General features: G+C 66.0%; 19 protein-coding genes and 2 riboswitches. Of the genes, 4 read left to right on the forward strand and 15 right to left on the reverse strand.

Translation table 11 applies throughout. The annotated features are described in order from the left end of the window. Positions 1-38: 38 nt before the first annotated feature. The 11 genes from B047_RS0105190 to B047_RS0105240 form a co-directional block, all read right to left on the reverse strand. On the reverse strand, positions 39-503 hold the full coding sequence (locus B047_RS0105190; RefSeq protein ID WP_018465898.1) for an SRPBCC family protein: 465 nt from the start codon (positions 501-503) through the stop codon (positions 39-41). 242 nt (positions 504-745) lie between these two features. After that, a complete protein-coding gene (locus tag B047_RS0105195) occupies positions 746-1,504 on the reverse strand; it encodes a 3-hydroxybutyrate dehydrogenase (protein ID WP_018465899.1) in 759 nt (252 codons plus the stop codon). A gap of 137 nt (positions 1,505-1,641) precedes the next feature. Beyond that, positions 1,642-2,346: an ABC transporter ATP-binding protein gene (locus B047_RS0105200; protein ID WP_018465900.1), complete on the reverse strand. Its 705-nt coding sequence runs from the start codon at positions 2,344-2,346 to the stop codon at positions 1,642-1,644. 22 nt (positions 2,347-2,368) lie between these two features. Further along, positions 2,369-3,085: an ABC transporter ATP-binding protein gene (locus tag B047_RS0105205; RefSeq protein ID WP_018465901.1), complete on the reverse strand. Its 717-nt coding sequence runs from the start codon at positions 3,083-3,085 to the stop codon at positions 2,369-2,371. Next, a complete protein-coding gene (locus tag B047_RS0105210) occupies positions 3,078-3,989 on the reverse strand; it encodes a branched-chain amino acid ABC transporter permease (protein ID WP_018465902.1) in 912 nt (303 codons plus the stop codon). Before B047_RS0105210 ends, B047_RS0105205 begins: the two co-directional genes overlap by 8 nt. Next, positions 3,986-4,843 (reverse strand): branched-chain amino acid ABC transporter permease, encoded by an 858-nt coding sequence (locus B047_RS0105215; protein ID WP_018465903.1) that lies wholly within the window; start codon positions 4,841-4,843, stop codon positions 3,986-3,988. The genes B047_RS0105210 and B047_RS0105215 overlap by 4 nt, the downstream gene beginning before the upstream one ends. Before the next feature lie 52 nt (positions 4,844-4,895). Further along, on the reverse strand, positions 4,896-6,059 hold the full coding sequence (locus tag B047_RS0105220) for an ABC transporter substrate-binding protein (RefSeq protein WP_026234604.1): 1,164 nt from the start codon (positions 6,057-6,059) through the stop codon (positions 4,896-4,898). 53 nt (positions 6,060-6,112) lie between these two features. After that, on the reverse strand, positions 6,113-6,517 hold the full coding sequence (locus B047_RS0105225) for a MaoC family dehydratase (protein ID WP_018465905.1): 405 nt from the start codon (positions 6,515-6,517) through the stop codon (positions 6,113-6,115). Next, entirely contained in the window at positions 6,514-7,311 is a 798-nt protein-coding gene (locus B047_RS0105230) for an alpha/beta fold hydrolase (RefSeq protein ID WP_026234605.1), read from the reverse strand. The genes B047_RS0105225 and B047_RS0105230 overlap by 4 nt, the downstream gene beginning before the upstream one ends. After that, the gene (locus B047_RS0105235) at positions 7,304-8,788 is read right to left on the reverse strand and encodes a class I adenylate-forming enzyme family protein (RefSeq protein WP_018465907.1); all 1,485 of its coding nucleotides are present in this window, start codon (positions 8,786-8,788) and stop codon (positions 7,304-7,306) included. Before B047_RS0105235 ends, B047_RS0105230 begins: the two co-directional genes overlap by 8 nt. Continuing rightward, on the reverse strand, positions 8,788-9,789 hold the full coding sequence (locus tag B047_RS0105240) for a 3-oxoacyl-ACP synthase (RefSeq protein ID WP_040779225.1): 1,002 nt from the start codon (positions 9,787-9,789) through the stop codon (positions 8,788-8,790). Before B047_RS0105240 ends, B047_RS0105235 begins: the two co-directional genes overlap by 1 nt. A gap of 134 nt (positions 9,790-9,923) precedes the next feature. On the opposite strand from B047_RS0105240, the gene purH reads away from it, so the two are divergent. Next, on the forward strand, positions 9,924-11,426 hold the full coding sequence (gene purH / locus B047_RS0105245; RefSeq protein ID WP_018465909.1) for a bifunctional phosphoribosylaminoimidazolecarboxamide formyltransferase/IMP cyclohydrolase: 1,503 nt from the start codon (positions 9,924-9,926) through the stop codon (positions 11,424-11,426). Positions 11,427-11,608: 182 nt separating this feature from the next. Here purH and B047_RS0105250 read toward each other — a convergent pair whose 3' ends face one another. The 3 genes from B047_RS0105250 to B047_RS0105260 all read right to left on the reverse strand — a co-directional run bounded on the left by B047_RS0105250 (position 11,609) and on the right by B047_RS0105260 (position 13,582). Next, a complete protein-coding gene (locus tag B047_RS0105250; RefSeq protein WP_018465910.1) occupies positions 11,609-12,445 on the reverse strand; it encodes an EamA family transporter in 837 nt (278 codons plus the stop codon). Positions 12,446-12,492: 47 nt separating this feature from the next. Beyond that, complete coding sequence (locus B047_RS0105255) at positions 12,493-13,110, reverse strand: uracil-DNA glycosylase (RefSeq protein WP_026234608.1); 618 nt, start codon at positions 13,108-13,110, stop codon at positions 12,493-12,495. Positions 13,111-13,213: 103 nt separating this feature from the next. Next, positions 13,214-13,582 (reverse strand): hypothetical protein, encoded by a 369-nt coding sequence (locus tag B047_RS0105260; protein ID WP_026234609.1) that lies wholly within the window; start codon positions 13,580-13,582, stop codon positions 13,214-13,216. Positions 13,583-13,746: 164 nt separating this feature from the next. On the opposite strand from B047_RS0105260, the gene B047_RS17165 reads away from it, so the two are divergent. The 3 genes from B047_RS17165 (at position 13,747) to B047_RS17825 (ending at position 18,540) form a co-directional block, all read left to right on the forward strand. Beyond that, positions 13,747-14,928: a hypothetical protein gene (locus tag B047_RS17165; protein ID WP_018465913.1), complete on the forward strand. Its 1,182-nt coding sequence runs from the start codon at positions 13,747-13,749 to the stop codon at positions 14,926-14,928. Positions 14,929-14,976: 48 nt separating this feature from the next. Continuing rightward, a complete protein-coding gene (gene guaA / locus B047_RS0105270; RefSeq protein ID WP_018465914.1) occupies positions 14,977-16,503 on the forward strand; it encodes a glutamine-hydrolyzing GMP synthase in 1,527 nt (508 codons plus the stop codon). Between the two features lie 99 nt (positions 16,504-16,602). Next, positions 16,603-16,686, forward strand: a riboswitch (cyclic di-GMP riboswitch). 76 nt (positions 16,687-16,762) lie between these two features. Next, positions 16,763-16,848, forward strand: a riboswitch (cyclic di-GMP riboswitch). Next, entirely contained in the window at positions 16,828-18,540 is a 1,713-nt protein-coding gene (locus B047_RS17825) for a S8 family peptidase (protein ID WP_157205811.1), read from the forward strand. It overlaps the preceding riboswitch by 21 nt. Before the next feature lie 29 nt (positions 18,541-18,569). Here the strand turns inward: B047_RS17825 and B047_RS0105280 are convergent, their stop codons facing one another. Then, positions 18,570-19,358: an alpha/beta hydrolase gene (locus B047_RS0105280; protein ID WP_052606040.1), complete on the reverse strand. Its 789-nt coding sequence runs from the start codon at positions 19,356-19,358 to the stop codon at positions 18,570-18,572. Between the last annotated feature and the right edge of the window lie 20 nt (positions 19,359-19,378).

A 19,378-nucleotide genomic window follows, 5' to 3' on the forward strand; every position in this document is an offset into this window, starting at 1 on the left:
TAGCCCCCGCCGAGCGGGAGCTATACCGCTAGATGGGCTTAGGCTGCAGCCAGTTGGGCTTTGCGCTCGGCCTCGCGCTTGAACTCCTCGAGGGTGACCTTGAGCAGCTTATGGGGCTCGCCGAAGAGCGTGGCGTAGACATCGGCCACCCGCTCGAGCAGGGGAGAGGAGAAATCGACCATGCCGTCGAAGTGTAGGTCTAGCTGGGTGCCCTTGGGAGTTTCCTCCAGCTTGACCCAACCGCTGACGTTGAGGCCGTGCTGGGCTCCGGGGACGCTGGCGAACTCGAGGTAATAAGGCTCTTCGCGCTTGACCCCTTGGGCCACCCAGACCAGATCGACCGGTGGCATCCCGCGAGCCACAAAGCGATACCCCCTCGGCTCCTTGCGCACCTCCTTGATGTAGGTAGACCAGCGGGGCCAGCTCTCGAAGTCGTTGAGCGTGTCCCAGACCACTTGAATCGGAGCCCGAACGAAGATCTCCAGCTCTTCTTGCAGCCTCATCCGCTACCTCCTTGGACCTGCACCTTCCTAACTTAGGTGGACATGCCGGATGCGCCGGACGGAATGACTGGAAACGCTTGAAGAAGTTTGTCCACAGTATAGGACAAATGTCCCTAGAATTGTAGACTTCGTTGCAAACCCTTGCTCACAGCCCAAGGCGTCCAGTGGGTAGAAAAAGCCCTGGGGGAGGGGTTTTACCCTCCCCCAGCATCGTGTGTGTGCGAGAGTGCCCCGGAGCTGGATCAGCGCGCGGTCCAGCCCAGGTCCATGAGCTGGGCTGAGCCGGTGATGGCGCTTGCCTTGTCGGAGGCGAGGAACAGGGCGAACTCCGCGACCTCCTCGGGCTCGATCAGTCGCTTGATGGCAGCGGGGGCCAGCATGACCTTCTCGATGACCTCGGACTCAGGAATGCCCAGCGTGCGGCTCTGGTCGGCGATTTGGCTCTCGACGATGCCGGTGCGCACGTAGGCGGGGCAGATGGCGTTACAGGTGATGCCATATTCGGCTACCTCGAGCGCGACCGTCTTGGTCAGGCCCAGCAAGCCGTGCTTGGCCGAGATGTAGGCGGCCTTGTAGGGGCTCGCCACCAGCCCGTGCAGGCTCGAGATGTTGATGATCCGCCCCCAGCGTTTTTGCTTCATGCCCGGCAGGGTGTACTTGATGAGCTGGAAGGGAGCCGTGAGCAGCACCTGGATCATCATGCTCCAGGTCTCCTCGGGGAATTCGTCTACCGGGTGGATGCGCTGGAGCCCGGCGTTGTTGACCAGGATGTCTATGGAGTCGCGTTCGAGTGCCCGCCGGGCCAGTCCTACCACGGCTTCGGGGTCGGAGAGGTCGGCCTTGAGGAAGACCCCTCCCAGGTCGTGGGCGAGATGCTCTGCCGCGGGGGAGATGTCGTTGAGTACAACTTTCGCCCCCTCACGGGCGAAGGCGATGGCGATGGCGCGACCGATGCCGCTACCCGCGCCGGTGATGAGTGCGGTTTTGCCGGAGAGTTGCATGGCGGTATCCTAAAGCGGTCGTACACCGTACGTCATGCTTCAAGCTTCGAAAGCCACAAGCTACGAACCAAGTCTTATACCAGATTCGGTTAGTTCGTCTGGGTTTTGGTTTTGAAGAGTAGCTTTTGAATCCGGTATTAGAGCGCCAAGTAGGCCTTCTGTACCCGCTCGTCCTGGGCCAGCTCCTGTGCCGGGCCCGCTAGCACCACCTTGCCGTGCTCGACCACGTAGGCCCTATCGGCGACCTCGAGCGACAACGCCACGTTTTGCTCGACCAGCAGCACCCCCATGCCCTCGGCCTTGATGCGGGCCAGGGTCGCGAGCACTTCCTCGGCCAGCTTGGGGGAGAGGCCCAGGCTGGGTTCGTCCACCATCAGGATGCGGGGCTGGCCCATCAGGGCCCGGCCAATTGCCAGCATCTGCTGTTCTCCGCCGGAGAGGGTGCCCGCGAGCTGGCCGCGGCGTTCGGCGAGGCGGGGGAAGAGGGTGTAGGTGAGCTCGAGGCTCTCCCGCCGCTTGTCCCAGGCCAAAAAAGCCGCGCCCAGCAGCAAGTTCTCTTCCACGCTCATCAAGGGGAAGAGCTGCCGACCCTCGGGTACGTGCCCCAGCCCCATCCCGGCCCGGCGGGCGGCGGAGAGCCCCATCAGGCTTTGCCCATCCAGCCGGATTTCCCCGCCCCAGGGTCGGATCAGCCCGGAGATGGCTCGCAGTGTGGTGGTCTTGCCCGCCCCGTTGGCCCCCAGCACGGCCACCAGCTCCCCCTGACCAAGCTCGAGGTTCATCCCGAAGAGCACCTGGGCCTTGGCATAACCGGCGGTGAGGTTACTGACGGTGAGCTTCATGGCGACCTCCGACGTTCAGCCTTCACGCGCTCCTCCCCAAATAGGCCTCGCGCACCCTGGGATCGGCGGCCACCTCATCGTAGGTGCCCTGAGCGATGACCTGTCCGTAGTCCATGACCACCACCCGGTCGGCCAGGGCCCGCACCACCGGCATCAGGTGCTCGATGAAGAGCACCGTCACCCCGCTAGCGCGAACCTTCTTGACCAGTTCGACGGCCTCCATAGCCTCGGCGGGCCGTAGGCCGGCCATCACCTCGTCCAGCAGCAGTAGCCTGGGCTGGGTGCATAGGGCGCGGGCCAGCTCCAGCCGCTTGTCCTCCAGCAGCGTCAGCTCGTGAGCGGGTGTCTGGGCCTTGGGAGCTAGCCCGGTGAGCTCGAGCACCTCCTGCACGACCTTTTTTGCTTTGCTCATGGGGGTTTTGGGTTTGCCGAAAAGCGCTCCCACCAGTAGGTTCTCCTGCACGCTCATCTCGGGGAAGGGCTGTACGATCTGGAAGGCCCGCCCCAAGCCGTGCCAGGCCCGCGCCTCGGGAGGGGCCTGGGTCAGGTCTCGGCCTTGTAGCTCGAGGCTCCCCCCGTCGGGCCGCAGCAGCCCGGAGATCAGGTTGAGCAGCGTGCTCTTGCCCGCACCGTTAGGCCCGATCACAGCGAAGATCTCGCCCTGCCGCACCTCGAAGCTCACCTCACTGACGGCCACCAGGCCGCCGAAGCGCTTGGTCAGGCGATTGAGCTTAAGCATGCGGCCCCCCTTTACGCCGGGAGAGCCACCCCACGAGGCCACGCGGCAGGAAGAGGATGGCCAGGATCAGCAGCACCCCGTAGACCACCAGGTATCCCTCCCCGATGCGCAGCCGTAGCCAGGTCTCCAGGCCCACCAGCAGCAGACCTCCCACCAGCGGCCCCGCTGTGGTGTAGAGCCCGCCGAAGATGGGGATCACCAGCGCTTCAACCGCCCGGCCCAGGCTGAAGGCGTCGTAAGGCGAGAGGAAGAGCGTCTTCATGCCGTACACACCCCCGGCCAGGCCGGCGAGGGCGCTCGAGAGCAGGAAAGCCAGCAGCTTTACCCGAACCACCGGAACTCCCAGCACACGAGCCACCGGCTCCCCCTGCCGGATGGCGGCCATGGCGTAGCTGAAGCGGCTGCGGCTGACGAGATAGCTCGCCAGTACGCACAGGCCCAGCACCCCTACCGCCAGGTAGTACCCCCCCAGGGGGAAGCGCCCGTCGAAGGGTGGGGCCACGATCATGCCGATGGAGCCACCGGTGAAGCCTGCCTTGAGCACGAAGGTGCGCATCACCTCGCTGAAGGCTAAGGTAGCAATGGCGAAGTACATCCCCTGCAGCCGCAGCGTTGCCAGACCCAGCAGGAAGCTCCCCGCGGCAGCGACGCCAGCCCCCGCGAGCAACGCGGGCAGTGTGCCGAGGGTTGGGGCGCTGAGCGCGGCGGTGTAGGCCCCCAGCCCGAAGAAGGCCCCGTGCGCCAGCGAGAGCTGTCCGGTGCGGGCCAGCAGGTCCCACGACAGCGCCAACCCGCTGAGCAGAAAAGCGAACTGAGCAGTGTCCAGCGCAAAGGCTTGCCAGCTTCCCAGGGGCAACGCGGGCAGGATCAGGGCCAAGAGCAACAAGATGCCCGCGAGGATCATCGAAACCTCCAGCTTCGGTAGGTCAGGCTGATGAAGATCACCAGGAAGAACACCGCCTCCACCCAGCCGCCCCCACCCGGCACGTAGGTGCTCACGAAGGCCTCGGCCATGGCCAGCACGATGGCGGCTGGGATCACTCCCCGCAGGTTGCCCAATCCCGCCATCACGATGATGGCGAAGGCTTTGAGGGTGTAGGCGAAGCCGATGGTGGGCGAGGCATAGAGCATCACCGAGAGCATGACCCCGGCGATCCCGGCCAGCGCCGCCGAGAGCCCGAAAGCGATGAGGTAGATCCGCTGGGTCTCGATCCCCAACAACCCTGGAGCGAGCCGGTTCTGTGCCACCGCCCGCACCGCAAAACCCAGCCGGGTACGACCCAAGAACCAATACAGCCCACCGAGCAGCACTACCGAGAGCACGAAGGAGGCGAAGGGCACCACTCCGAAGGAGAGGCTGAGCAGGCTGATGGTGCTGCCCTGGTAGGGTGGGCTGACCACGCGGGTGTCGGCCCCGAAGAGCAGCAGCGCCAGGTTTTGCAAGGCAATGGACAGGCCGAAGGTCAGGAGCATCTGGTTGAGTTCAGGCGCGGCCAGCACAGGCCGGATGAGCCCGTAGTAGCTGACGGCTCCGACCGCAAAGACTGCGATGGCTGCCACCCCCAGCGCGATCAGGGGGTCGAGGCCCCGTGCGCTGAACAGGAAGTAGGAGACGAAGGCGCCAAGCATCAGGAACTCGCCGTGGGCGAAGTTGACGATGCCGACGACGCCCACTGCCAGGGCCAGCCCGCTGGCGACCAGGGCGTATACCCCAGCCGCCAGCAGTCCGTTGATGAGGGTTTGCAGGAAGGTTTCCACAGGGCTATAGGGGGTAGAGGCTGAGGCGCTTCACCAATCGCCCCAACGCGGATCAATAGCTACCAGGGTAGCGGATGGGACGGGCGGCCCCCTGAACGGGGTAGACCTGACGACGCGTGCCGCCCAGGTACTGGAACTGGAACCAGATGCTCGCGTCGAAGCCTTGGTATTTGGTCTTTCCAGTGTCGGAGGGCTTGAAGGCCAGCGGGCCGAAGGGGGTGTTGAGCTTGACTTTGGCCAGGGCCTCGGCCACCTTGTCCTTTTCGGCGCTGCCCGCCGCGGTGATGGCTGCGGTGAGGGCCTTGACGATGGTGTAGCCCATGGGAGCCATGTACTCCTCGGTCACTTCGCCGTATTTCTTCTTGTAGGCCGCGACGAAGTTGCGCGACTCCTGGTTGGAGACCGAAGGCAGCCAGGCGCTCATGCCCACCACGTCGTTGCTGTTGGGGTTCTTATCGAAGCCGATGGGCCAGGCTGGGGGGGCGCCGTAGATCAGTTTGGGCTTGAGGCCTACCTGACGGGCCTGGGTGGCGATGGGAAGGGCGTCCCAGTCGTAGCCGATCCAGTAGAGGATGTCGGGCTGGAAGGACTTGAAGCGCGTCAGGATGGCGGTGAAGTTGCCGCTATTGGTTTTGAAGGGCTCGGCCTGCACTTCATAGCCCGCGTCCTGCAAGAGCTTGCGGTAGGTGGGCATCCCCGCCGAGCCGAAGGGGCCGTCTTCGTAGAGGATGGCGATCTTGCGGGCTCCCTGGCCGTAGAGGTACTTGAAGAAGTCCATGGCCGCGGCGACGTTGTGGTAGTCCCAGGGGTGGAAGTGGAAGAAGTCGTCGTAGCCGGTGAAGGCGTTTTCTACGAGCGAGCTGGCGGCACCGATGGCCAAAAACAGCGGCTTGTACTGCTTGACCGGGCCCGCCATCGCCAGGGTGGGGCCCGAGCCCAGCCCGCCGATGACGATGTCCACCTTGTCCACGGTCAGCAGCTTGGTCAGGGCGGGGACTGCCTTATCGGCGGCGTTGCCGTCGTCCACGGTCACGAGCTCGAGCCTGACCTTGCCTGCCGCAGCGGCCTCATCGGCGGCGAGCTGGATGCCGTTGAGGGCAGCCTTGCCACCCACGGTCGAAAGCGGCAGGATGACGCCTACCTTCACGCTGGTCTGAGCCAGACCCAGGCCCATGACCGCAGCGGCTGTGCTTGCCAAAACCCACAGTTTCCTCATGTTTTGCCTCCTCGAACTTCAGCGCCTGCGCTGTTGGTCTGCGCTGCTGTGCTTCACGTGGGCTCCTCGTAGAGCACCGTGGCCTCGCCTTCGATCACCCGCTCACCACGCTGGTTGGTGCAGAGGGTTTGCAGGGTGAGGATGGGTTTGTCTTCGCGAATGGCCGTGACCGTGACGGTTGCGGTGATGGTGTCGCCGATGTAGGTAGGGCGCAGAAACTTCAGGCTCTGGCCCAAGTAGACCGCGCCCACGCCGGGCAACTTGGTGCCGATGCAGCTCGAGATCAGCCCGGCTACCAAGATGCCCTGGGCAATACGCCCACCGAAGCGGCTTTTTCGGGCGTACTCGGCGTCGGTGTGCAGCGGGTTGGTGTCGCCCACCGCGCCGACGAACAGGGCGATGCTGGCCTCGGTGATGGTCTGCGAGTAGCTCGCAGCGTCGCCTACCTTGAACTTCACGCTTTCACCTCCAGGAATTCGTGCAGCAGCCGAGCCAGGCCGGGGGTGTCCTCGAGCGCCGCCACGTGCCCTACGGCGCTCAGGGTGTGGTGCCGCGCGCCGGGGATGGCCTGGGCGATCTCCTGGCCGTAGCGCGGTGGGAAGAGCAGGTCCTCCTCGCCCGAGATCACCAGGGTTGGGACGGCGATGCTCGCCAGCCGGGGCCGCAGGTCGCCCAGGGTGAGGAAGCCAGCGATCAGGTTGCGCTGGGCCTCTTCGCTAGGCGCGGCGAGGAGCATTTGCTCGAGCGAGGGAGGGCTGTCCACTTCGGGGTGGGCCTCGAGATAGGCTCGGCCCCAGATCCACGGCAGCGCCACCCGCAGCCGTCCCATGGAGCCGTCCCACTCCAGCGCCAGCCGCCAGCTTTCGACCTTGGCCCGGATCAGGGGGTCCAGCCGGGGCGTGGTGCACAACAGGATCAGGCTTTGCAGTCCTCTGGGCCGATGGGATGCGAAGACCTGGGCGACCACGCCGCCGTTGGAGAGCCCCAGCAGGTGGTAGCGCTCCATGCCGAGGGCCTCGAGCAGGGCCCGAAGGTCTTGGGCGTGGAGTTCAGGCGTATAAGCCCCTTCTGGTACGGCGCTGCGCCCCTGGCCGCGCATGTCGTAGCGCAGGACCGTCAAACCTTGTAGGTGCGGCATCAGGGGCTCCCAGGCCTCGACCCGCTGGAAGATGCCGTTGGCGAGCACCAGGACGGGGCCGCTGCCCTCGAGCTGGTAGTACAATTCCGTGCCGTTCACGGCGATTTTAGGCATGGCTCCTCCCGTAGCGCTCGGCCAGTTGGCCCTTGAGAATTTTGCCGGGGGCACTCTTGGGAAGCTCGTCGAGGAAGACAAAGCGCTTGGGCACCTTGTAGGCGGCCAGGCGGCTCCTGAGAAAGCTGCGCAGCTCGTCTTCCGTCAGGGTCTTGCCACCCTTGAGCACCACGCAGGCCAGCCCGACCTCGCCCCACTGGGCATCGGGGACGCCGATCACGGCACACTCCTGCACCAGGGGATGGTCGTAGAGGGCCCGCTCGATCTCGATGGGATAGACGTTCTCCCCACCCGAGATGAACATCTCCTTGCTGCGCCCGACGATGAAGTAACGTCCGGCCTCGTCGCGCTGGGCTAGGTCGCCGGTGCGCAGCCAGGTTCGCCCCTGCTGCTCGAGCAGAACCTTCGCGCTGTCCTCCGGGCGCGCGAAATAGCCGCTCATCACGGTGGGTCCGCTCAGCCACAGCTCCCCAGTTCCAGCCCCCTGCACCTCCTGGCCCTCGGCATCTACCAGCCGCGCCCACAGGTGGGGCATGGGCCGACCCACCGACTCGGGAAAGCGCTCGGCCTCGTCGGGCTCGAGGGTGAAGCAGTTGACCCCGCACTCGGTCAGGCCGTAGCCCTGCCGGAAGCGAATGCCCTTGGCGGCGTAGGCCTCCCGCACGGGGGCCGGGCAGGGCGCTCCGCCCGAGATGGCCCAGCGCACGCCGGAGAAGTCGCTGCGGGCGAAGTCGGGGTGAGCGGCGAGCATTTGGTACATGGTGGGCACCAAGAACAAAAGGCTTACGCCGTGCATTCTTACCCAGGCCAGGTACTCGGCAGGGTCGAACTTCTCCTGGATCATCACGCTGCCCCCCAGGTACAGAAGGGGCGTGCACAGCGCGTTGAGGGCGGCGTGGAACATCGGCGTGGCGACGATGTAGCGGTCCTGTGGGGAGAGGCCCCAGGTCATGGCGGTCTGGGCGGCGTTGACCAGCAGCTGGCGATAGGGCAGCATGGCCCCCTTGGGCAGCCCGGTGGTGCCGCCGGTGAACAGGATGAGCGCGGTGTCCTCCAGCCCCGCGGTGAAGGGGGTGAACCCGGCGGTGGGTAGGGTCTGCAACTCCTCGAGCGACCTCGCTGCGGGGTCTAGCCGCCGGGCTGCTTCTTCCTGCCCCGCTCCGAAGAACAGCGCCCTGGGCTGGACGTACTCCATCAGCCCCTGCAACTCGCTCAGGCTCAGCCGGTGGTTGAGGAAGGCGGGCACGAAGCCCAGTAAGGCAGCGGCGAAGTAGAGCTCGAGGTAGCCCAGGTGGTTGGGGCCGAGCACCGCTACCCGGTCCCCCTGGCCCACACCCAGCCCGGCCAGCGACCCCGCCGCCCGCCGGACCCGAGCGTACAACTCACCGTAGCCGATCCAGCTTCCCCGCCAGTAGACCGCCGGGCGCTCGGGGTGGTAGGCCGCCAGGCGCCCCAGCCAGTTGGCGTTGAGTTCCATCAGCCCTCCTCCCAGCGCAGCACCGCCGCCCCCCAGTGGTAGCCCACGCCCGCCGCCGCCAGCGCGATAAGGCTGCCGGGTCCGATCTTCCCGACCTCGCGGGCCAGCTTGAGCGAGAGGATGGGATCGAGCTGGCCCAGGTGACCGTAGTCGCAGAGGTAGATGCTCTGCGCCTCGCTCAGACCCAGCCCCTCGAGCACCCCTCGGTGGGCCGAGGGCTTCATGTGCAGCAGCGCCAGGTAGTCGAGGTCGGCAGGGGTGTAGCCTGCGTCTTGCAAGGCTCCGCCGATGACCTCGAGAAAGCCAGACATGGAAACGGCCTCCAGGCGCGATTTCATCAGCTCGGGCTCGGCCACCCGTAGCCTGTACTGCCCGACGTTTTCAGAGCTCAGTGGCTCGGCGGTCCCGCCCACCGGAACCCGCACCGCCTGGGCCAGCACGGCATCGGTCTTGAGCCGGGTGGAACGCAGCCGTAGGCCCGGCCCCTCCCGGCTCAGCACGGCGGCTCCGCCCCCGGCGGCCAGGTCGTACATGAAGCGCACGTCAGGGTCGGTGTAGTCGATCAGGTCGCCGTTGCGGTAGCCACCTGCGATCAGCACGTGCCGTACCTCGGCTCGAGCGGCGAACAGCCCGTCGGCGATTGCCACAGCGGTGATGAAAGTAGCGCATTTCTGGTTGACGTCGAAGGCCCAAGCCCGCTCGGCCCCGACCATCTGCGCGATGAGGGGGGCACTGGTCCAGACCGGATAATCCTTGTGCTCATCGGTGATGCTGATGACCACGTCGATGGCGCTGGCCTCGAGCCCCGCTTCCTCCAGCGCTTGGGCCGCAGCCCACCCGGCCATGCGGGCGGGGTGGTCGTTCGGCCCCGGCACCGGCTTTTGGTGGATGCCCAGCTTCTCCCGCACCACCCACTCCGGCAAACCGCTCGCCGCGGCGATTTCGCCGCTGGTCATGCGCGGTACAGGCAAGTAGACTCCAAGGCCCCGTAGATAAGGCATCACAAAACCCCTCGAGTTCGATTGAGGCCGAGTCTACCGGGGGGCTGTTACAGAGTTGTTACACAGGTGTGGGTGCAGGACGCTGAACGCCTGGCTATCGATTACCGACGATCGACCTATATGATGCCCCCTGTATGCGTGCGCTGCTTTCGGTTTCCAACAAGGCGGGCCTGGTGGAGTTTGCCCGTGAGCTGGCGGCTATGGGCTTCGAGCTGCTTTCCACGGGTGGAACGCATAAGATCCTTCAGGAGGCGGGGCTGGAGGTCGTCCACGTCTCTGACGTGACCGGCTTTCCTGAAATCCTGGACGGGCGGGTCAAGACGCTGCACCCAAACATCCACGCCGGGCTTCTGGCCACCCGCAGCGAGGCCCACCAGGCCCAGCTCGAGCGGCACGGCATCACCCGCATCGACCTGCTGTGCGTCAACCTCTACCCCTTCCGCCAGACCGTGCGCCGAGGGGCCAGCTTCGAGGAATGCATTGAGAACATCGACATCGGCGGCCCGGCCATGCTGCGGGCGGCAGCCAAGAACCACGCCGCCGTGCTGCCGGTGTGCGATCCCGCCGACTACCCGCGCGTGCTCGAGGCCCTGCGCAACGGGGTGAGCAGCGCCCTGCGCCAGGAACTCGCCTACAAGGCCTTTGCCCACACTGCCGCTTACGACGCGGCCATCGCCGAATTCCTGGGCCAGGAGAAGTTCAGGCCGAGCCTCACGCTCGCGCTCGAGCGTGTCGGCGAGCTACGCTACGGCGAGAATCCCCACCAGGCTGCAGCCCTGTACCGGCTTCAGGGCGAAACCGGTCCGGTGCTCGACGCCGAGGTGCTGGCTGGAAAGCCGATGGGTTTCAACAACTACGCCGACGCCGACGCGGCCTGGGCGCTGGTGAGCGAGTTCGACGAACCCGCGTGCGTATGCATCAAGCACGCCAACCCCTGTGGGGTCGCGGTGGCCGCCGATGCCAAGACGGCCTGGGAGCGCGCCCGCGACGCCGATACCCTCTCGGTCTTCGGCGGGGTGGTAGCGCTCAACCGACCCGTGGACCTCGAGACCGCCCAGGCCACGAAGGGGACTTTCCTCGAGGTTCTCATCGCCCCCGAGGTGAGCCCGGAGGCCCTGGAGTGGTTCAGAACCAAGAAGCCCGACCTGAGGGTGCTGGTAGCCGGGCCGAGCCGCTTCGGCCCGCTGGAGTTCCGCCCCATCCTGGGCGGCTTTCTGGTGCAAGACCGCGACCTTCAGGCCTGGGGTGGCCTCGAGCCCCGCGTGGTGACGGTGCGCGAGCCTACTGCACAGGAGTGGCGCGACCTCGAGTTCGCCTGGAAGGTGGGCAAGCACGCCCGCTCCAACAACGTGGTGCTCGCCAGGGACGGCGTGACGGTGGGGGTGGGTACCGGCGCGGTGAGCCGTATCTGGGCCGCCGAGCGCGCCATCCTCAACGCCGGGGAGCGGGCTAAGGGTGCGGTGCTCGCTTCCGAAGCCTTCTTCCCCTTCGACGACGTGGTGCGTGCCGCTGCCGCCGCCGGCGTCAGGGCTATCGTCCAGCCCGGCGGGGCCAAGCGCGACCCCGAGGTGATCGCCGCCGCCGACGAGCTGGGCGTGGCGATGGTGTTCACGGGCTCGAGGCACTTCAAGCACTGAGCGCGGTTCTCATACCAGATTCGGTCAGTTCGTTCCCATTCGGGAACGAACTGACCCGACCGAAGGGAGTGCTCTAGGATTCAAAAAGATAGCCTCTGAAGGTCTTTGGTTTGGGTGATTATCTTTTTGAATCCGGTATCATGCCTCGTGGACGAACTGAAAGGGCCGAAGGTGGCCCAATTTCACCGCTTCCTCGCTTGGAACACCACCCCCACCGCGATCAGCACCAGCGTGGCTCCGGCGATGGTCCATAGGCCGATGGTTTCGTCCAGCACCAGCCAGCCTAAAAACAGCGCCACCACCGGGTTGACGTAGGCATAGGTCGTCACCAGGCTCACCGGCAGGAGCTTCACGGCCAGGATGAAGGAGGTGTAGGCCAGCAGCGAGCCGAAGACGATCAGGTAGGCCAGCGCCAGCCAGCCCTGGAGGGTGGGCATAGTCCAGCGCTCGCCCAGCAGGGGGGAGAGCAGCAGGAAGGCCAGGCCGCCGAAGAGCTGCTGGTAGGCCGAGACCACCACGGGCTCGAGGCGGCTCTGGTTGCGCTGGTAGAAGAGCGTGCCCGCCGACCACAGCATGGGGGAGAGCAGTAAGAGCCCTACCGCCAGCAAGGTCGCTTGTGAGCTGTGGGCCAGTTTGGGCACAGAGAGCACCACCACCCCTACCAGACCCAACAGCAGCCCGGCGACCAGCTTGGGCGAGGGGGCTTTGCGGTTGAGGATGGCCTCGAAGGTCGCGGCCCAGATGGGCGTGGTCGCTACCATCAAGGCCGCGTAGCCCGAGCTGGAGTACTGGCTGGCGATGAGGATCAGGCCGTTGCCGCCCACCCACAGCACCACGCCCGAAAGTGCCATCACCAGCAACTCGCGCCGCTCGAGCCTCAAACGTTGCCGGGTGAGCAGAGCGTAGCCCATCAGCACCGCTGCCGAGGGCAAAAAGCGCAGCGCTCCCATCATGAAGGGCTCAAAGCCACCCCCTGGCCCCACACCTAGCCGAAAGCTCAGGTAGGTGCTACCCCACACTATGTAGAGCACACCCAGGTGGATCAGGCCGCTGGTGGGCAGGGGGTTCAGAAGAGCGACTCCTGGCTCACGGTCTTGAGCGAGCGCTTGGGTTTTTCGCCCAGGCTGTCGAGGGCTTTCTTGACCTCCTGGATGTCCAGCCAGGTGAGGTGTTTGGGGCTGCCCGGAGTGCGGGCTGGATTGCGCAGCAAGTAGGCCGGGTGGAACATGGGGAACAGCTTGATGCCCTGCCAGTCCAGCCACTGCCCGCGAATCTTGCTAATCGAGACCTTCTCGCCCAGAAAATACTCGCAGGCTGTGGCTCCCAGCGGCACGATGATCTGGGGCCGGATGAGCTCGAGCTGCTTGTTGAGCCACAGCGCGGTGCAGGTCTTGGCCTCGTCGGGCAGGGGAACGCGGTTGCCCGGCGGGCGGCACTTGACGATGTTGCCGATGTAGATGCCCTCGCGGGGAATGCCCGCGGCTTCGAGGATTTTGTCCAACAGTTGGCCGGCCTTGCCCACGAAGGGCCGTCCGGTCTTGTCTTCTTCTTCGCCGGGCCCCTCGCCCACGATCATGAGCTGGGCGTCGGGGTTTCCCTCGCCGAATACTACGTTCAGCCGTGAAGCGGCCAGACGGCAGGCAGTGCAAGTGCGAGCCTGTGCGGCCAGTAGCTCCAGATCCAAACTCATGGCTCCGAACATCCTACACAGCAAAAGGCCAAAAGCGCTGTAGACTGCCTCGCTTTCGGCCTGCTCTAAAATTTGCTCTGGTGTTGTGCCTTGTCCCTCACTCGATGGGCTTGCGGGCTTTGCGGGCCTCGCGGCGCACCTTGGGGTCGAGGCCGATCATGAGGAAGAAGTTCTCCAGGGCGTTTTCCTGCCCCTTGACCTCGGGATAAGCGTCCTCGCTGGTGCCGGTGACGAAGGGGAGATTTTGGTAGAGCTCGAGGGCCTTGGCAACCACGGCCTCGGGGCCATCGGTTTCGGCGGTCTCGGCCAGGCGAGCGTACACCTCACGGCGGGCTTCGGCGTGAAGGCGGAACACTTCGGGGTTAGGGGTTTCGGGGGCCCGCAGCACGTCTTGCTTGGCAATGCGGCGGTAGTGTTTGAGCCCGCGCACGATCTCCTCGGTCGATAGGGTCACCTTGAACTCCATCCTGTTGCTCCTTTCCAGCATGCGGCCCAAGGGCCGCCGGTCTGCCCCCATCGCCAAAAGCGGGTGGCCGTTCGTTCAACGAGATTATAGGTTTTGCGATCGGGCTAGGGCAAGGTCGAGGCGCGTTTTTCGTCTGGGCCTCGGGGCTGGGTATACTCGGGTTTATGGATAGCCTGGGACCTTATGTTCTACACGCACCCGTTATCCCAGGAGGGCTGCTCGACACCCAGGGCCGCGTGCTCGAGGCCTGGCTGGGCCGCGATTCGCGCACCGGCATCGGCGTGGTGGTATACCGCCCGCTCGAGGGCGAGCCACCGGAGGCTGTGGCCGGGATGCTGCCCTGGCTCGAGAGCCTCGAGTCGGCCTGGATCGCCGAGATCCCCGCGGCCGCCGTGGAAGCCACCCGTTTTCAAGGCACCGCCGACCCCAAGCGCCTTCTGGCCTGGGCGCGGGGGTTGCTCGAGACGCTGGGACGTTTGCAGGAGGCCGGGCTGAGCCACGGCAACATCAGCGTCGAGCGGCTATGGGTGCGGGGCCCGCGCATATGGCTCGAGGGCGCCGGCCTGCCGACGCAGCCCATGAAACCCGACCCCCAAGGCGTGGTAGAGGCCCTGCGCCAGTTGGCGGGGGAGGGTTGGTCGCACCTGCTGTTTTCCACCGAGCTCGAGGCCTTTGCTCAAGGCAAACTTAGCCTGGAAGAAGTATGTGGGCGACTCACGAGCGAACCTGTGGCCGAGGCAGTGGCTGCAGAGGCCGCGGAGGTGGAGGCTGAGCCCCCGGCCCCCCTTCAGGCCGCGCTCGAGGACGAGCCCACGCCTGCAGTGCGGGCCACCGAAGAACCCCCACCTCCGCCTACTCCCGTCCCCAAGAGCAAATCCCAACTGCGGGTTGAGTCCCAGCCCGCGCGCCTTCCTGAGGGGTCACCGGGCGAAGAAGCGCCCGTCGCACCTCGCCGCATCCGCATTGAAGAGCCGCTCGAGCCCTCCTTCCCTGTGATCGAGCCCCAGCCTCGCCGTCGGAGCTTGCTGCGCTACTTGGGGGGGTTGCTGCTGCTGGTGGCGGTGGGTCTGGCCGTGTGGCTGTGGCCCCGCCCCCAACCCGTCGTCAGCGGCTATGTCGTCGAATTCCGCTTCGATCCCCCCGAAGCCACAGGCCGCATCGAGATCTTGGAGGCCCCTCCTGGCTCCGCCATGGAGAAGGGGCGCACCATCGCCGAGCTTCCGGGCCCCGTGCATTTTGACAAGGCCGGAGCCTACCGTGTGCGCATTCGTGTGGATGGCCGTGAGCCCAAGGAGGTTCTGCTGGACGTGCCCACGCCCGGTGGGGTGACGATTAGGTTGCAGTAAGCGCGATGGTGATACCCATCGCCGTCTTTTACGGGTACACTCACCCACATGAGCGTTGTCATCCTCGATTTTGGCTCGCAGTACACCCGGCTCATTGCCCGGCGGGTGCGCGAGTTGCGGGCTTACTCGGTAATCCTGCCCGGCACGGCCAGCTTGGAGCGCATCCTGGCCGAGCGGCCACAGGCGGTAATTCTCTCGGGTGGGCCCAACTCGGTCTTCGATCCAGGCTCACCTAAGCCCGCCGAGGGGCTGCTCGAGCGGGGTCTGCCGGTGCTGGGCATCTGCTACGGGATGCAGTACCTCGCCCAGGCCCTGGGAGGGCGGGTGGAGCGGGCCGGACGGCGTGAGTACGGCAAAGCCATCCTCACCCGCCACGAGGGGCCGCTGTTCGCGGGCTTGGAAGGCGAACTCCAAATGTGGATGAGCCACTCCGACGCCGTGACTGCGCTGCCCGAGGGCTGGAAGGTGATCGCCGAGACCGCGGAAAACCCGGTGGCCGCCATTGCCGCGCCCGACGGCAGGACCTTTGGGGTGCAGTTCCACCCCGAAGTCGCGCACAGTCCCAAGGGTATGGCGGTGCTGGAGAACTTCCTCGAGCTCGCCGGGGTGCGCCGCGACTGGACCCCTGAGCACACCCTGGAAACCCTCATCGCCGACATCCGCGCCAAAGTGGGCAAGGACCGGGTGCTGCTGGCGGTGTCGGGTGGAGTGGACTCCTCCACGCTGGCCCTGCTGCTCTCGAGGGCCATCGGTTCCCAGCTCACCGCCGTGTTCGTGGATCACGGGCTGTTGCGGCTGGGCGAGCGCCACGAGGTCGAGCAGGCCCTTAGGCCACTGGGTGACGAAAACTTACGTGTGGTGGACGCCTCCGAGCAATTTTTGCGGGCGCTGAAGGGCGTGAGTGATCCCGAGGAAAAGCGCCGGGTCGTGGGGCGGGAGTTCATCCGGGTCTTCGAGGCCGAAGCCCGCAAGCTCTCGCAGGAGGGCTGCCGCTGGTTGGCCCAGGGTACCCTCTACCCCGACGTCATCGAGTCGGCGGGTGGGGAAGGGGCGGCCAACATCAAGAGCCACCACAACGTAGGAGGGCTGCCTCCAGATTTGAAATTCGAGCTCTTAGAGCCCTTCCGTTACCTCTTCAAGGACGAGGTGCGCGAGCTGGCCCTGCTCTTGGGTCTGCCCGAGCCCATCCGCATGCGCCACCCCTTTCCCGGCCCTGGCCTTGCGATCCGCATTTTGGGCGAGGTTACGCCCGAGAAGCTCGACATCCTGCGTCGCGCCGACGACATCTTCATCAGCGCCCTGCGGGAGTGGAATCTCTACGACAGCGTTTCCCAAGCCCTGGCCGTGCTCACCCCCATGCAGAGCGTGGGCGTCATCGGCGACGAGCGCAGCTACGGCTACGTGCTGGGCCTACGCGCGGTGAGCACCGCCGACTTCATGACCGCCGACTGGGCTCGTCTGCCCCTCGACTTCCTCGACGAGGTCGCCCGCAAGATCACCCGCCAGGTTCCCGAAGTCGGGCGCGTGGTCTACGACATAACCTCCAAACCGCCCGCTACCATCGAGTGGGAATGAGGCGCGGGTACCTTCAAGTCACGAAAGTAACGCTCCAGATGTGACGTTTGGCCATTTCCCCCACCTAGGGGATGTGGTATAACGACACTTGGAGGGAAACCTCCCCTCGGAAGCGACGAAGCCTGTCCTGCACTTGGGCGCCTGGGACAGGCCGAGCCAGTGGCGCAACCGGCCGAGAGACAGCCACTCCGTACGCAATTTGCCGCGCCGTGGGCGTTTCTCGCCGGTCAGGCTCCCAGCCTGGCCCTAGGCGTTGTTTAGGGTGTTCGGAGGCGTTGAACCGTGTTTCCCAATGTGGGCACCAAGGGAACCGGGGAGCCAGTGGTGCAACCGGCCGAGCGCGAAGAAAGCGTTCCTGACGGACCCCGGCTTTTCCCATCCATCTCCACCGTTGGCCTTTCGACCTTTCGTCCGCTTTGGGCAGTGGCCGGGCTCGCTGCCGTGGTTCTGGCGGGTTGTGGACAACCCATCGCCCAGACCCAGGCCGAGTTCACCGTCGCACCCGCCCGGCTTCCGGTGAGCGGGGGAGAGCTTTCCTTCTTCTGGCAAGCCGAGGGTATTACGGAGGTCACCATCTCGAGCGACCCCCAACTGCCCGGATTTCCCCTCACCACCCGCGATCGCTCCTTCTCGGTGAGGGTGCGGGGCAACCCCACCACCACCGCCAGGACCTACCGCTTCACCCTCGAGCTCGGTGGCGTGCGCAAGACCCAGACCCTCACGGTCGAGCCCCAGGCTTCCGTGAGCTGCCCGAGCTCGAGCCGTTCCGCCGTCCGCGCCGCCCTCGCTGCGCCTGAGCAGTTCAGCCCCACCGGACTGGGTCGCTTCGACCGGCCCTACGCCAGCGGCCGCCTGCTGGTGTTCAGCAAGAGCAACAGCCGCCTGCAGAAGTTGGGCGCTGTGCGCCTGGAGGGTGGGTGGGGTCTGATGCGGGTACCGCAGGGCCAGGAGGCCGCCAAGGCCCGCGCCCTCGTTGAGCAGGGCTTAGCCGACTATGCCCAGCCCGAGTACCTCTACGAGGCCGCCGAGGCCGCCGTGCCCCCGGCCAACCGTCAGTATCCTGCCCAGAACGAACTTTTCGCCCAGATGCGCCTCGAGCAGGCCTGGAAGAGCCTCAGCGCCGGGTGCCCGCGCCCGGTGGTCGCCGTGGCCGACACCGGCTTCTTCACCGACCGCCCCGATCTCGCCCCCAACCTCACCCCCCAGCCGAGTTGGCTCGACGTGGTGGGCTCGAGCCTCGAAGCGCCCCAGCCCCGCCAGGGAGTCGCGGCTCCCCACGGCGGCAATTCCCACGGCACCGCCGTGGCCAGCGTCATCGCTGCTACTACCAACGACGGCTCGATGCTGGCCGGGGTGAGCTACAACCTAGCCCAAGTGCTGCCCATCAAGATCTTCGACGCCCAGGGTCGCACCGGCACGCTTCAGATCGCCCAGGCCCTCGAGTACGCCGCCGGGCAGACCCAAATCGGTGGCCAGACCTTCACCAACCCCACCCCCGCCCAGGTGGTCAACCTCTCGCTGGCCGGGCAGGCCTACGATCCCTACCTCGAGAGCGTGCTGGCTCGAGTCACGGCCCAGGGGCTGGTAGTGGTGGCTTCCAGCGGCAATGGCGACAGTGACAGCGTGAGCTATCCGGCTTCCTCCCCCTACGTCATCGCCGTGGGTGCGACCGATGATCAAGGTCGGCGGGCGGTATGGGGCAGCGGCTTTGGCTCCAACTATGGCCCAGAGCTCGACTTCGTGGCCCCCGGTACCGCCGTTCCCAGCTACGGCGGCCAGGAAGCCGACGTGGTGGGAAACGCCTACGGTACCTCGGTGTCGGCGGCCTTCGTCAGCGCCACGGTGGCGCTGCACCTCTACCAGAACCAACGCCAGTACGGTACTTTCTACGCAGGGGGAGCCGGGAGCCAGGTGCTGCAAGCGGTGCGGGAGTGCCTGCGCAGCGCAGCCCAGTTCTCCACGCCCTCGCTCGAGCTTGGCTACGGCCTGATCGACGCGTCCAAGGTGGTAGACCCGGCCAACGCTGCGTGTAACTGACGACGAAGGCAAGGGGCCGTTCGGTCTGGCTATCGGCTATCGACCTGTTGCAAAAACTCAATGCTCGCCCGCGCGATCTGCTCCCACCCCTCGGCCTGGGGGAGGTCGGCGGGCTGATCCCCAGCTTGGGCTCCGTAGGCCCCGAAAGCGGCATGGTTGAGCCCCTCGAGCACTTCCACGCGGGTGCCTTTGGGCATGCGGGGGACCTCGAGGGCGCGTTTTTCCGCCGGGATCAGCCCGTCCTTGCTGCCGAAGAGGGCCAGGGTGGGCAGGGTGAGCCCGGAGAGGTCGTATTGCGGGTAGGAAGCCCACAAGATCAGCCCAACCACCGATCGGCGCACGGCTGGGTCGTCCGAAGATGCAAAATTAGACGCGGCTACCCCGCCCATGGAGTGCCCGGCCAACACCCACCTGAGCTGGGGATAGCCCTCGAGCACCACTTTGGCTCGGTCCTGGTCGGTGATGGCCAGATTGAAGGGCACCCACATCAGGGCCACCGGATAGCCCGCTGCCGCTATCTGCCGCAGCACCGGGGCGTAGGCGCGGTAATCTACCCGCGCGCCGGGGTAGAAGGCCAGGCCGAGCTGGGCAGTGTTGTGGGTGGGCTTCATCAGGTAGCCCCAGTCCCTGGCCTCGACCGATACGGCAGCGTCGCTGCTGAGAGCGCTGAGCGCTTCGGGGGCCGGGGGAATTGGCCTGAGGGCCCGCCAGACGTAGAACACCACGCTGGCGGCGAAGAAGAGCATCAGGCCGAAGAAGATCAGCCAGAAGCGGTGGTTGGCCACCGGGGTTCGGGGTTTGACGCTCTTGCTCTGCATGCGCTGGCTCGGATTCTGCT

The sequence above is a fragment of the Calidithermus timidus DSM 17022 genome, assembly GCF_000373205.1.
In the GTDB taxonomy this organism is placed as follows: Bacteria; Deinococcota; Deinococci; order Deinococcales; family Thermaceae; genus Calidithermus; species Calidithermus timidus.